Source organism: Sphingobacteriaceae bacterium GW460-11-11-14-LB5 (assembly GCA_002151545.1).
GTDB lineage: Bacteria > Bacteroidota > Bacteroidia > Sphingobacteriales > Sphingobacteriaceae > Pedobacter.
Map to the genome: position 1 here is coordinate 4,600,631 of CP021237.1, position 12,949 is coordinate 4,613,579.

The window sequence follows — 12,949 nt, forward strand, 5'->3', positions numbered from 1 at the left end:
AAGATTTATTTAAGTTCCAAACAAGAAAACTCATTCTGCTTAATAAAATCAGTTATTAGATCTATTTTATTTATTAATGCTTGTGCAATTCCTATTGTTGTGTTATTACCAAACCGCAACCAGATTATTTTTGGCGGATGACTGTATAGATTTGAAAATTCATAAAAATCTGCATCGAAAGTAACAATAACATAATTGTTTCGACCTGCATACTCCCAGATTTCTTTATCTGATTTATTTTCCAGATTTAAACGCCGGATTTGGTCACAGTCTGGAAAATCATGCGCTAAAAGCTTTATAATTCTATGAGAAATATTTTGATCGAACAGCAACTTCACTAGGCCACTCTAATATTGTGTTCTCTATCAGCCGAATATGCCAGGCACGCAAATATTTCTTCTTCGCTAATTTCAGGAAAATCTTCAAGAATACCCTTAATCGTCATGCCATTGGCCAGCCAGCCCAACACATCATAAACTGCAATTCTTGTTCCTTTTATACAAGGCTTGCCGAAACGTTTATTTGCATCGATCTCTATGAAATTAGGATATGTTTTCATCACGTAAAGATAAACAATATTATAAGAATTTTGATTTAGCTTAGCCAATAACTACAGGTCGCAACATATTAACATATCCTTCAACACCCTCAGCTACTTCTCTAACATATAAAAATTCATCGGCCATATGCGAGCGGCCGGAAAAACCCGGACCACATTTTACTGATGGAATATCTAACAGCGCCTGATCAGAAGTAGTAGGCGAACCATAAGTCGTTTTGCCAAGTGCTACTCCGGCCTGAACAACCGGGTGATTTTTATCAATCGACGATGGTTTTAAACGGATCGAACGCGGGGTAACATCACAATCAACATTTGCCCTGATAATCTCTAATACTTCTTCATTGGTATAGGCATCGGTTACGCGTACATCAACCGTAAAGGTACAATTTGCCGGTACAACATTATGCTGCGAACCTGCATTGATAATAGTCACCGTCATTTTCAACGGACCGAAAACCTCCGATACTTTCGGGAACTGGTAATTTCTAAACCATTCAATATCTTTCAAGGCCTTATAAATGGCATTTTCTCCCTCTTCACGGGCAGCGTGCCCGGCTTTACCATGCGATACACAATCCAAAACTAACAAACCCCGTTCTGCAATGGCTAAATTCATTTCTGTAGGTTCGCCAACAATACCAAATTCAAGTTCACCTAAATCTGGCAAAACCAATTCCAAGCCATTGTTTCCGGAAATTTCTTCTTCTGCAGTGGCCGCCAAACAAATGTTATATTTTAAACCTTCCTGTTCGTAGTAGTATAAAAATGTGCCAATTAATGAGACTAAACAACCGCCGGCATCATTACTTCCCAAACCAAACAGTTTATCACCTTCAATTGCTGCATCATAAGGATCGCGGGTATAACCAGAATTTGGCTTAACGGTATCGTGATGTGAGTTTAAAAGCAATGTTGGTTTAGTGGCATCGAAGTGTTTGTTGTAAGCCCAAACGTTGTTCATTTTGCGTTGAGTCTTAATCCCTCTCTCCTCCAAAAACTGGGCGATTAAATTCGCAGTCCGATCTTCTTCTTTACTAAAAGACTGGATGCGGATCAACTGTCGCAATAAATCCAGACTTTCTTTTTGTATATTTTCTAATGACATATTATCAAGTAATTAGTATTAAGTATCAAGACTAAACCCGTCTTTAAACTTTCTACCTTTTATTTTGGCTTTCAGTTTTATGTTTGCAATTAAGACCTTATGCCCTAAACCCCTACACCTCTAACCCTCTTTAGTATACAAATTTCCCGCTTTTAAGGCCGAAAGTTTAATACCTTTTATCAACGAAGAGCTATAACCGTTGTGTTCCATTTCATTTAAACCTGCGATGGTACAACCTTTGGGCGAAGTTACCTTATCTATTTCTGATTCTGGGTGTGTTCCATGTAATAAAAGCAAATCGGCCGCTCCTTTAGCCGTTTGAACAGCCATTTTTAAAGCTTCATCCGCATGAAAACCAATTTCTACCCCACCTTGACTTGCAGCCCTAATTCCCCTTAAAAAGAAGGCAATACCACAGGCGCAAAGTGCCGTTGCCGAAGTCATTAAATCTTCGTTTATTTTAACTACCGAACCTACCGTTTCAAACATGCGGGTTACGTCTTCCAAATTTTGTGGCGAAGCGTTGTCGCTTGCAATGCAAGTCATCGATTGCCCTATTGCAATAGCCGTATTCGGCATTGCCCTGATAATTTGAACATTGCTATCCAGTTTTTCCCTAACCGCTGCGCAGCTTACACCTGAGATTACCGAAATAACCAAATGTTTGGCAGGATTTATGGCCGATTGGATTTCCTCTAAAACCACATTTAATTGCTGAGGCAAAACAGCTAAAATGATCACATCTGCATCAGCTGCTGCATCGGCATTATTCGCTGTAACCTTGTAGCGCTCTTGTGCAAACTTATATAAATTGGCTGTGTTGCGTCTGGTTAAGATAATGTTTTTGGTTGTGGTGTAATTGGCTTTAACCAATCCTTTTGCTAAAGATAAACCGATATTTCCGCTACCGATTATGGCTATTTTCTTCATGTGGTTCGTTTTATTTTATTTCAGTGGTTTAAACTGATTTATATTTCCTTTTGAAAAGCAATTCCAGCATTGCTATTAATGTTCAGTCCTGCTATTCGTTACAAGTCCCGCCTAAAACCCTCCGCCTTCAACCTTTATACCTTCAATCCTTACTTCAGCATTTTTGTACCAAAAGTTCCCTCAGCAAGCTCAGCCAGTTCATCGGCTTTACCGATATACACTGCCGAAACTCCTTTTTTAATCGCTTCGAAAGCATTATGCAATTTAGGAATCATTCCACCTTGCACCGTTCCATCTGCTTTTAGCCCTTCAAATTCATCAGCTTTGATTTCTCTCACTACTGAACCATCATCATTTACATTTTTAAGCACCCCTTTTTTCTCGAAGCAATATACCAAACGTGTTTCGTATAAAGCCGACATGGCTACCGCAACCGAAGAGGCGATGGTATCGGCATTCGTATTTAAAAGTTGTGTATCACCATCATGTGTAATCGCACATAAAACCGGAACTAAGCCAGCTTTCAACAGACTTTCTAAAGTTGTTGAAGACACAGCGTTTTCGTCCAGATCACCAACAAAACCATAATCGATTACAGCTCCTGCCATTGGTCCGCTTTCAGCTCCGTAAGTTTTGGTAATAACCGGTCTCTTTTTTGCTCTAATTACATTACCATCAGCTCCACTTAAACCGATCGCATTACTCCCTTTGGCCTGTAGCTGGGCAACCATATTTTTATTGATCAGTCCGGCATAAACCATCGTTACAATACGCAAGGTTTCGATATCGGTAATTCTTCTACCATCAATCATTTTGGCTTCAATGCCTAGCGATTCGCCCAGCTCCGTTGCAATTTTACCCCCGCCGTGCACCAGGATTTTATCTCCTGGCAGTGCTGTAAAATCCAATAAAAACTGGTGTAGATTTTCTGAATTATCGATTACGTTTCCGCCGATTTTTATGATAGTGAGTTGTTTATTCTTCATTTCTATAAAAAATTTCTGAAAGCTGATGTAGTTTTTCTACTAGTAGCTTTTTGTCAATGAGTTTCGTTTCATAATCTGCAATTAAAGCTGGTGATAAATTCCGGGCCAAAGCATATTCTACAACTTCAATGTCTTTACCTTTGCACAATAAAACGCCAATACTCGGATTTTCATGTGGTCGTTTTACATCCCTATCTAAAGCTTCAAGATAGAAATTTAGTTTCCCTAAAAATTCAGGTTGAAATTCTTCAATCTTCAACTCGAACAAAACCATGCATTGCAAATCACGATGGTAAAACAGCAAATCTGTATAATAATCTTTATTTCCAACCTGTAACCTATACTCACTACCCATATAAGTAAAAGCCTTACCCATTTCCAATATGAAATTTTGGAGATTTTTAATTAATGCTTGTTGTAGATCGTCTTCCGAATGAATTTCTGGTAAAGCTAAAAACTCAAAGATATAAGGATCTTTAAAAATTCCTTGGGGAAGTTGTTTGATGATTGTCGAATTAAACTTATTACCAAGCATAATTCGTTCAAAAGTAGCAGAATTTAATTGCCTCTCGAGTTCACGTGAAGATAATTTTTCATTTATACTCTGATAGAGGTAAAATAATTTCTCCTCACTTGTTTTTGTTTTAGCTAAAATCAACAAATGGTTGGTCCAGCTAATTTGTGTCAGCAGTGCTGACACAAATTTATCCAAGTCGATATCAGCACCTTGAAATTGTGTCGGCAGTGATGACACAATTTCTTTATCACTGTAAACTTCATAAAACTGTTTCATTCTATAAAGTCCGCGGCGGTTAAATCCTTTCAATAATGGCTGTTTCTCCGCAATATAATCTGCTAAATCATTTACAGTCCCCTCACCCCATTTGCCATTCGCAACCTTTTCAGAAACAATTTGACCAACATTAAAATATAACATTACCAGCTCTGCATTTGCTTTACTGTAAACCCGGTTCCGGGCTTCAGTAATGATCAAAATAATCTGTTCGAAATCTGTTGTTATATTTTTCATCGGCGCTCCCACACAGCTAATGTTATTTCAATTCTTCCAGCATCGCTTTAATTACTGCCTGTGCAGCCCATAAACGATTCCCTGCTTCGTGGATAACCAGTGAGTTTGGTCCGTCCAAAATTTCCGATGATAATTCCAGATCACGACGAACAGGCAGGCAGTGCATCACTTTAGCATCGTTTGTGAATTTTAATTTCTCATTATTCATCATCCAGCCGTCAGGATAAGTCAATACTTTTCCGTACTCTTTATAACTACTCCAGTTCTTCACATACACATAATCGGCACCAGCCAAAGCTTCCTCTAAATTATACTGAATATTGGCATCAGGTGTAAAATCTTCCGAAAGTTCGTAACCTTCCGGCTGCGCGATTGTAAAATCGATCATCCCTTCCGCCTGAGCTTTGCACATCCACTCTGCAAAAGAATTTGGTACTGCCTGAGGCAATGCTTTAACATGAGGCGCCCATGCTAAAACTACTTTAGGTTTGCGACCATCAGGTTTCTTTGTCCAGGTTTCGTGAATGGTAATAATATCGGCAAAGCTTTGTAAAGGGTGGCGTGTTGCACTCTCCAAACTCACTACAGGTACCGCGCAATATTTCACAAATTTATTGAAGAAATCTTCGCTATAATCTTCCTCACGGTTATTCAGTTTCGGAAAAGAACGCAAGCCTAAAATGTCGCAGTATTGGCCCATCACCGCAGCAGCTTCGCGAATATGTTCAACGGTTGAACCATTCATTACCACGCCATCCTGTGTTTCTAAAGCCCATCCTTCTTTATCCAGGTTCATCACCATTACATTCATACCTAAGTTTAAGGCCGCTTTTTGCGTACTTAACCGGGTACGTAAACTCGGATTCATAAAAACCAAACCTAAGGTTTTGTTCTTACCCAAATCCTGGTGGGCATAAGGGTTTGCCTTTAACGCAAGCGCATCATTTACAAACTGTTTGATGCTTGGAACATCGTGTACGGAAGTGAAAAGTTTCATATTAAGGTATAAGGTTTAAGGTGTAGGGTTTAAGGTTTTTCCCCTCCACCTGCTCTTAAAAATTTCAAAAAAGAAATTAGCATTGCCCTAACTTCATTAATTGCTTGGTTAACTTTTAAATATTCTTCTTCGCTTATGTATTTTAATTCTGAAGCACATAAACAACAATAATCAATTTCATTGGTTGAGCCCAACGCTGTATCTAAAAAATGAGCAAAATCTTTATCGGTAAATCTTCCACATCCTTCAACAATATTTAAAGGTATAGATAGTGCTGCTCTAGTTAATTGAGACGTTAATTCAAACCTTTCTTCTTTTGGAAACCTAATTGCAATATCTTTCTTGATGAACATATTTAATTCATGAGCTTTTTTCCAAACGTCAAGTTTTTTATAGTCTCTCATCACCTTAAGCCTTTTGCCCTACACCTTTTACCGCTTTTTCAAAAGCGGCTAAAAACTCATCAGCATGTGCTTTCGTTAAATTTAAGGCTGGCAACAAACGGATTACATTCGGTTTTGCCTCGCCGGTAAAAATATGGTGTGTAAATAATAATTCTTTTTTAACATGCGCCAGTTCTGCAGGTAGCTCGATACCGATCATTAACCCACGGCCACGCACTTCTACCACCTGCTCAAATTTCTTCAATTCAGCAATTAAATAATTTCCAACTTCTTCCGCATTTTTGATGAGGTTATCTTTTTCCATCACTTCCAAAACGGCTAAAGCCGCAGCGCAAGCTAAATGGTTACCGCCGAAAGTGGTACCCAACTCTCCATGCCAAGGTTTAAATTTGGACGCAATAGAGATTCCCGCTACCGGAAATCCATTACCCATTCCTTTCGCCATGGTATAAACATCGGCCTCAACACCTGAGTAATCGTGCGAGTAAAATGAACCTGTACGTCCGTAACCGCATTGTACACTATCAGCAATGTAAACGGCATTATATTCATCACAAAGTGAACGGATTTTCTGCAAGAAACTTTTCGAGGCTTCTTTAATCCCGCCAACACCTTGAATACCTTCAATAATAACAGCCGAAATTTCATTACCCTGTGCTTTAAAGGTTTCTTCTAAAGCAATTTCATTATTGAAAGGTAAAAAGATTACATTTTCGGTCTGGTTAACTGGTGCTACAATTTTAGGATTATCGGTTACGGCAACCGCTAAAGAGGTACGTCCGTGGAAAGCACCCGTAAAAGCAATTACTTTCTTTCTTCCGTTATAAAATGAAGCCAGTTTTAAAGCATTTTCATTGGCCTCGGCTCCCGAGTTGCACAAGAACAATTGGAAATCCTTTTTACCGGAAACTTCACCAAGTTTCTCTGCCAGTTGAACCTGTAAAGGAATTTTCACCGAGTTAGAGTAAAAACCAACTTTATTTAACTGATCAGTTAAGCGATTTACGTAATGTGGGTTAGTATGTCCGATTGAAATTACCGCATGACCGCCGTATAAATCTAAATATTGTTGATCATTAGCATCCCAAACATTACTGCCTGCTGCTTTGGTTATTTCTATATCGTTAAGTGGGTAAACGTCGAATAGTTGCATTTTTTTTGAGGTATAAGGTTTGAGGTGTAGGGTTTAAGGCTTTTTCCCTCCACTTCTCAAAAATTTTAAAAATGAAATTAGCATTGCCCTAACTTCGTTAATTGATTGGTTTACTTTTAAATAATCATCTTCGCTTATATACTTTAATTCAGAAGCACATAAACAGCAATAATCTATCTCGTTAGCAGAGCCTAAAGCATTATCAAGGAAGTGTGCAAAATCTTTATCTGTAAATTTCCCACATCCTTCAACTATGTTCAAGGGGATAGATAAAGAAGCCCTGGTAAGTTGTGAGGTTAATTCAAATCGCTCTTCTTTTGGAAATTGAGTTGCAATATTCTGTTTGATAAACATATTTAGCTCATGTGCCTTTTTCCAAACGTCAAGTTTTTTATAATCTCTCATGCTTTACCTTACGCCTTAAACCTTACACCCTCCACCATAATTAAAAATAGGCGGCTTTTAATTTAAGTCCTGCTGTTTCATCCAGACCGAACATTAAGTTCATATTCTGAACTGCTTGTCCGCTGGCACCTTTTAACAGGTTATCAATAATACTGATGATAAATAATTTACCACCATGTTTTTCTAGGTGTACCAATGCCTTATTGGTGTTCACAACCTGTTTTAGATCGATGTTTTTCCTGCTTACATGCGTAAAAGGATGCGCACTATAATAGGCTTCGTAAATATTTTGTGCTTCTTCTAAACTCAAATCACTTTCCAGGTACATTGCCGCTAAAATACCTCTGGTAAATGCTCCACGCTGTGGGATAAAATTTAAAGCTTCAGAAATGGATGGTTGCAACTGCAATAAACTCTCGCTAATCTCATTCAAATGCTGGTGCTCAAATGCCTTGTAGATGGAAAGATTATTGTTTCTCCAGCTGAAATGCGAAGTGGTTGATAAACTCTGTCCCGCACCTGTTGATCCCGTAGTTGCATTAATATGAACCTCATTTTGAATCAATCCTTTAGCAGCCAATGGTAATAAACCCAATTGAATACAAGTCGCAAAACAGCCAGGGTTAGCAATATTTTTAGCTGCTTTAATTTTATCGCGATTCAGCTCAGGTAATCCGTAAACAAAGTCTTTGGTCGAAAAGCTAGCATTTGCATGCAACCTGAAATCCTGAGAAAGATCGATGATTTTAATGTTATCTTTAATTGGATTTGCAGTCAAAAACTTTTTGGCATCACCATGGCCAACGCATAAAAACAATACATCGATATCTTGCGGGATATCACTTACGAATTTTAAATCCGTATCGCCGATTAAATCAGTATGTACATCGGAAATTAAGTTTCCGGCGTTACTTGTGCTATTTACGAAAGCAATTTCAACATTGGGGTGGTTAACCAAAATACGTAGCATTTCGCCACCTGTGTAACCCGCACCACCAATTATTCCTGCTTTAATTTTCATATTTAAAAAGGTTTAGGGTTTGAAACTCGAGGTTTAAGGTTTGGGCGCTTTAATTTACGCCTTTAACCTTATACCTCAAATCTCCGAGGTTATGCCTCGTTATTTACTTTATGCCAGATCATTACCTGGTTACCAAATATTTTTGAGAAACCTTTAACATCTTCTCCGCTCCAGGCATTGTTCATTTCGCCATAGCTACCAAATTTATTGCTCATTAAATCATGGTTAGATTCAATTCCGATAATCTGGAAACGATATGGCAACAACTCTACAAACACCTTACCGCTCACAAATTTTTGTGTATCGGCTAAAAAGGCCTCGATATTCCGCATAATCGGATCATGGAACTGACCTTCATGCAACCAGTTGCCATAAAAAGATGATAGTTGCTCTTTCCAGCTTAACTGCCACTTGGTTAAGGTGTGTTTTTCTAAAGTGTGGTGTGCTTTAATAATGAGAATGGGACCAGCCGCCTCAAAACCCACACGGCCTTTAATACCAATAATGGTATCACCTACGTGGATATCTCTACCGATACCAAAAGGCTGAGCAATGGCCTGTAATTTTTGAATGGCCCTAACAGGTGCCAATTTTTCGCCATCAATGGCAACCAGTTCACCTTTTTCGAAGGTTAATTCTACCTTACGCGATTCTGTTTCTGAAACCTGGGTTGGCCAGGCGCTTTCCGGCAAGGTTTCGTGTGAGGTTAAAGTTTCCTTTCCTCCTACCGAAGTTCCCCATAAACCTTTATTGATCGAATATCTTGCTTTTTCGGCACTATATTCTACACCATGTTGTGCTAAATATTCTATTTCCGCTTCGCGGGATAATTTTAAATCTCTAATTGGCGTAATGATTTCAACCTCAGGAATAAGAATATTAAAGATCATATCAAAACGTACCTGATCGTTACCTGCACCAGTACTTCCATGAGCCACGTAATCTGCACCGATTTTTTTAACATAATTGGCAATAGCAGTTGCCTGACTAACGCGTTCTGCACTTACTGATAATGGATAAGTGGCATTTTTTAATACATTACCAAATACCAGGTATTTAATACAACCTTCATAGTAACTTTCAGTTTCATCTACAACAGCATGCGATTTTACGCCTAAAGCATATGCTCTTTTCTCAATTTCCTGTAATTCTTCATCAGAAAAACCGCCAGTATTTACGATTACTGAATGAACTTCTAATCCACGATCTTGTGCCAGGTAAATACAACAAAATGAGGTATCTAAGCCTCCGCTAAATGCTAAAACAACTTTTTTCATGCTATTTAAATAAAAAGGTAAATAAAAATAAAAGGGCTTTTAAGCCATTTTTTGGCTTAGGTTTAACAACTAAGCGCTGTTTAATGCGCATAAAGCGCTCGTATAATTTGGGTTTCTTTTGCAGTTCTTCGGCAAATTGCTTGGCTACTTCGTGCTTTTTCTCAGCCGGATCGTAAAGCATAGCTGTACACATACAGTTTTTGCGTTCCTTCATTTTTAAGATTTCGAAGTTTACGCAGCTCTGGCAGCCTTTCCAAAATTCTTCATCCTGGGTAAGTTCGCTGTAGGTTACAGGTTCATAGCCTAAATCAGAATTGATTTTCATGACGGCCAAGCCAGTGGTTAGACCAAATATTTTCGCTTTTGGGTACAACTTTCTCGACAAACCGAAAATTTCATTTTTAATGGCCTTTGCTAATCCCGCTTTGCGGTATTTAGGGCTTACCACCAAACCACTATTGGCCACAAACTGTCCGTGGCTCCAGGTTTCTATATAGCAAAATCCCGCCCAGGAACCATCCTTGTGGAAAGCAATAACCGATTTGCCCTCCTGCATTTTATTAGAAATATATTCCGGCGAACGCTTAGCAATGCCTGTTCCACGAGCTTTTGCCGATTCAGCCATCTCTGTTACTATTTCTTCGGCAAATACACGATGTTCAGGAAGTGCAACCTGCACTATAAATTCGTTAATATCCATTCGTTTTCTAACGAAAAATTATAAGTATTCTTGTTAATTGGGTTTTTAGAGAGGATCAATTCCTCGTTACGTTTAGTGTGGGTACTAAATACGTGGAGTGAAATTTTGCCGGCTTGTGGGATAATAAAATACGGGCTGAAAATGATTAATAAACAAACCTTTCCCAGACACATTTTGTGCTGAGGAAACAGAAAGCTTATATAAAATTTGTTTAATCATTTCTTGCGTATTAAAACGGCTTTAACTCTATTGAGGTGCAAAGGTTTAAATAAAAATCGAGTTACACAATAATATCGTCATTTTTTTATGTTAAGCTTTCCATTTTATTGAATTAATCTGACTTAAACGAGGATTTGGGCAGCTAATGGCTTTTAAAAATTTTCGGGTAATGTATCGTTCGGCTATTGGTACAGTTACCAATTTTAACATTGTTAAAAAAACGCGACAAACTTTAACATCTGCTTAACATCATTTAACATCCTGCAATACGGTTTAACCCCAATATTTGTACGTCTGTAGCGAATGCGATCTGGCTATCGTTTTATGGATACTTCTTAAATATTAAATCAAAATTTTAACTGTATGAAGAATTTTACGCCATTTCATTTCAAATCGATCACTTTATTTGTTCTAATCGCTTTTACAGCATTAACTTCCTGTAAAAAAACCGAAACTGCCGATCCTACCATATCTTATTTAAGGGTAATCAATGCATCACCTTCTTTGGCAACCTACAATGCTTACTTTAACGGGAGCATAGTTAATTCGGCAGCTTTACCATTCGGTGGCTCCGCTGCCTATCTTTCTTATCCCGCAGGCAGCTACAGTCTAAAATTTACTACTGCCAGCAGTACAGAGAGTTTGTTAACCAAAACCCTTACCTTAAGTCCGGGCACTTATTATTCTTCTTATTTAATTAACAAACCTGCTGCATTAGATACTTATACCATTGGGGATGATCTTTCTATTCCATCAACGGATAAAGCTTATATCCGTTTTATCAACTTATCACCTGATGCACCGGCTTTAGACCTGGCAAAAACCAGCGCTACCACCATGCTGGCTACTAATAAAGCCTATAAAAGTGCAAGTGGTTTTATTGCTGTAGATGCAGGAACTTATACATTGGATGCAAAAGAAACTTCATCGGGAACTGTTAAAGCTACTTCTGCCAGCACTACTTTTACAGCGGGTTATCATTATGACATTATTTGTGGCGGTTTGGTAACACCAGCAAATGAAACTGAACGTCCTTTAAGTTTGCAGGCCATATTGATTAAATAATCGCATAAAAATATTGATCCATAAAAAAGGGCAACTTTCGATATGAAAATTGCCCTTTTTATATTTACAATTCAGGAAGAGACCATTAATGACATAGCCCTCTTCTTGAATTATTTTTTGACCACATCAGTAAATTTCACCTGGATGACATAAGTTCCCTCTAATTTTAACTGCCACGACCATCTTGGATTTACAGAAAAACCTGGTGATGCCGGAAAGCCATCTATTGACTTTACAAAGGTGCTCGGTATCCTGTAATACATTAAGAAACCCCAATCGGTAGTTGGTGTAACATATTTTGTTAAAGGAAACGGTGCTACCTCAAAATCGCAGATCATGGCGGTATCAGTTTGAATAACCGGGTTGAATTTAGCATAGTTTTCAAAAATTGGCCTATCTCCCCTTGCTATAATTTCTCCTGCTTTAGGATTAAAAACTTTACCATTTTTATCAACCATCTTTAAAATGGCCCTTGCTCCCTGGTTAGATATTTTGGTACAGGTAATGATTGGATTTTTCATCGGCGTGGCTACACCCGTAACATCATTAAAACCGTTAGAAACATTATCTGTGATCACGAATAAATCTTCTCCAATTGGATCTACAACATTTATGGTGGCCATTTTAGGAAAAAGTTTTGTGCCTGTACGATTGGTCATTTCAACATCAAACACATATCTGCCCAACGGTAAATTAGCCGATGCCCTGTTAAAAGTTAGCTGCCCGCTATTTTCGTTAAAATACATTGGTAATTTTTTCACCAATTCTCTTTTCTTGTTCAGCAGCTCAACAGTTACGTCAGTTTCGGCATTAAAACTTGTACCTTCCTTGAACACCAGGATCTCGTATTCTTTAGAAAACTCAGCCGGCGCCGGAGAGCCATCTTCTTTTCTCAGGTTTAACATTTTAAAGGTATAAGGTGGTGTTGAACCATCTGCGTTAATCCTGTCAGACTGGAAAAGTATCAAGCCTCTTTTAGCAAAAATATCGTTGTCTTTATAGCGAATGGAGTCACTTTGGAAACCATTCTCAATTTTTGAACAGGCATAAATACTCAACAAGAATAGTATGCCCAAAATATATTTAATTTTCATA

At 38.2% G+C, this 12,949-nt stretch carries 16 protein-coding genes; 1 reads left to right on the top strand and 15 read right to left on the bottom strand.

Features of this window, described 5'->3' with window-relative positions:
- Positions 1-5 precede the first annotated feature (5 nt).
- From CA265_18490 to CA265_18555, 14 genes are all read right to left on the bottom strand, one after another.
- Complete coding sequence (locus tag CA265_18490) at positions 6-338, bottom strand: hypothetical protein (GenBank protein ID ARS41534.1); 333 nt, start codon at positions 336-338, stop codon at positions 6-8.
- A complete protein-coding gene (locus CA265_18495) occupies positions 338-559 on the bottom strand; it encodes a hypothetical protein (GenBank protein ID ARS41535.1) in 222 nt (73 codons plus the stop codon). Before CA265_18495 ends, CA265_18490 begins: the two co-directional genes overlap by 1 nt.
- 40 nt (positions 560-599) lie before the next feature.
- Positions 600-1,667: an acetylornithine deacetylase gene (locus tag CA265_18500; GenBank protein ARS41536.1), complete on the bottom strand. Its 1,068-nt coding sequence runs from the start codon at positions 1,665-1,667 to the stop codon at positions 600-602.
- A 120-nt stretch (positions 1,668-1,787) separates the two neighbouring features.
- Positions 1,788-2,597 (bottom strand): pyrroline-5-carboxylate reductase, encoded by an 810-nt coding sequence (locus CA265_18505; protein ID ARS41537.1) that lies wholly within the window; start codon positions 2,595-2,597, stop codon positions 1,788-1,790.
- A gap of 149 nt (positions 2,598-2,746) precedes the next feature.
- A complete protein-coding gene (locus CA265_18510; GenBank protein ID ARS41538.1) occupies positions 2,747-3,583 on the bottom strand; it encodes an acetylglutamate kinase in 837 nt (278 codons plus the stop codon).
- Positions 3,573-4,613 (bottom strand): hypothetical protein, encoded by a 1,041-nt coding sequence (locus CA265_18515; protein ARS41539.1) that lies wholly within the window; start codon positions 4,611-4,613, stop codon positions 3,573-3,575. Before CA265_18515 ends, CA265_18510 begins: the two co-directional genes overlap by 11 nt.
- A gap of 22 nt (positions 4,614-4,635) precedes the next feature.
- Complete coding sequence (locus CA265_18520) at positions 4,636-5,610, bottom strand: acetylornithine carbamoyltransferase (protein ID ARS41540.1); 975 nt, start codon at positions 5,608-5,610, stop codon at positions 4,636-4,638.
- Between the two features lie 29 nt (positions 5,611-5,639).
- Entirely contained in the window at positions 5,640-6,014 is a 375-nt protein-coding gene (locus tag CA265_18525; GenBank protein ARS41541.1) for a four helix bundle protein, read from the bottom strand.
- 4 nt (positions 6,015-6,018) lie between these two features.
- Complete coding sequence (locus tag CA265_18530; GenBank protein ID ARS41542.1) at positions 6,019-7,167, bottom strand: aspartate aminotransferase family protein; 1,149 nt, start codon at positions 7,165-7,167, stop codon at positions 6,019-6,021.
- A 33-nt stretch (positions 7,168-7,200) separates the two neighbouring features.
- On the bottom strand, positions 7,201-7,572 hold the full coding sequence (locus tag CA265_18535) for a four helix bundle protein (GenBank protein ARS41543.1): 372 nt from the start codon (positions 7,570-7,572) through the stop codon (positions 7,201-7,203).
- A 40-nt stretch (positions 7,573-7,612) separates the two neighbouring features.
- On the bottom strand, positions 7,613-8,593 hold the full coding sequence (locus CA265_18540; protein ID ARS41544.1) for an N-acetyl-gamma-glutamyl-phosphate reductase: 981 nt from the start codon (positions 8,591-8,593) through the stop codon (positions 7,613-7,615).
- Between the two features lie 89 nt (positions 8,594-8,682).
- Positions 8,683-9,870, bottom strand: coding sequence for an argininosuccinate synthase (locus CA265_18545; protein ID ARS41545.1), 1,188 nt, complete (start codon positions 9,868-9,870; stop codon positions 8,683-8,685).
- A gap of 1 nt (position 9,871) precedes the next feature.
- Positions 9,872-10,570, bottom strand: coding sequence for an N-acetyltransferase (locus tag CA265_18550; protein ID ARS41546.1), 699 nt, complete (start codon positions 10,568-10,570; stop codon positions 9,872-9,874).
- Positions 10,549-10,743, bottom strand: coding sequence for a hypothetical protein (locus CA265_18555; protein ARS41547.1), 195 nt, complete (start codon positions 10,741-10,743; stop codon positions 10,549-10,551). The genes CA265_18550 and CA265_18555 overlap by 22 nt, the downstream gene beginning before the upstream one ends.
- A gap of 409 nt (positions 10,744-11,152) precedes the next feature.
- Between CA265_18555 and CA265_18560 the strand changes: the two genes are divergently transcribed.
- A complete protein-coding gene (locus CA265_18560; protein ARS41548.1) occupies positions 11,153-11,854 on the top strand; it encodes a hypothetical protein in 702 nt (233 codons plus the stop codon).
- A 110-nt stretch (positions 11,855-11,964) separates the two neighbouring features.
- Here CA265_18560 and CA265_18565 read toward each other — a convergent pair whose 3' ends face one another.
- A complete protein-coding gene (locus CA265_18565; GenBank protein ARS41549.1) occupies positions 11,965-12,948 on the bottom strand; it encodes a hypothetical protein in 984 nt (327 codons plus the stop codon).
- Between the last annotated feature and the right edge of the window lies 1 nt (position 12,949).

What these genes read in the sequence shown, in the direction of transcription:
- CA265_18495 (ARS41535.1), bottom strand. Translation starts at nt 559, where the DNA reads ATGAAAACATATCCTAATTTCATAGAGATCGATGCAAATAAACGTTTC.
- CA265_18500 (ARS41536.1), bottom strand. Translation starts at nt 1,667, where the DNA reads ATGTCATTAGAAAATATACAAAAAGAAAGTCTGGATTTATTGCGACAG.
- CA265_18505 (ARS41537.1), bottom strand. Translation starts at nt 2,597, where the DNA reads ATGAAGAAAATAGCCATAATCGGTAGCGGAAATATCGGTTTATCTTTA.
- CA265_18510 (ARS41538.1), bottom strand. Translation starts at nt 3,583, where the DNA reads ATGAAGAATAAACAACTCACTATCATAAAAATCGGCGGAAACGTAATC.
- CA265_18515 (ARS41539.1), bottom strand. Translation starts at nt 4,613, where the DNA reads ATGAAAAATATAACAACAGATTTCGAACAGATTATTTTGATCATTACT.
- CA265_18520 (ARS41540.1), bottom strand. Translation starts at nt 5,610, where the DNA reads ATGAAACTTTTCACTTCCGTACACGATGTTCCAAGCATCAAACAGTTT.
- CA265_18525 (ARS41541.1), bottom strand. Translation starts at nt 6,014, where the DNA reads ATGAGAGACTATAAAAAACTTGACGTTTGGAAAAAAGCTCATGAATTA.
- CA265_18530 (ARS41542.1), bottom strand. Translation starts at nt 7,167, where the DNA reads ATGCAACTATTCGACGTTTACCCACTTAACGATATAGAAATAACCAAA.
- CA265_18535 (ARS41543.1), bottom strand. Translation starts at nt 7,572, where the DNA reads ATGAGAGATTATAAAAAACTTGACGTTTGGAAAAAGGCACATGAGCTA.
- CA265_18540 (ARS41544.1), bottom strand. Translation starts at nt 8,593, where the DNA reads ATGAAAATTAAAGCAGGAATAATTGGTGGTGCGGGTTACACAGGTGGC.
- CA265_18545 (ARS41545.1), bottom strand. Translation starts at nt 9,870, where the DNA reads ATGAAAAAAGTTGTTTTAGCATTTAGCGGAGGCTTAGATACCTCATTT.
- CA265_18550 (ARS41546.1), bottom strand. Translation starts at nt 10,570, where the DNA reads ATGGATATTAACGAATTTATAGTGCAGGTTGCACTTCCTGAACATCGT.
- CA265_18555 (ARS41547.1), bottom strand. Translation starts at nt 10,743, where the DNA reads ATGTGTCTGGGAAAGGTTTGTTTATTAATCATTTTCAGCCCGTATTTT.
- CA265_18560 (ARS41548.1), top strand. Translation starts at nt 11,153, where the DNA reads ATGAAGAATTTTACGCCATTTCATTTCAAATCGATCACTTTATTTGTT.
- CA265_18565 (ARS41549.1), bottom strand. Translation starts at nt 12,948, where the DNA reads ATGAAAATTAAATATATTTTGGGCATACTATTCTTGTTGAGTATTTAT.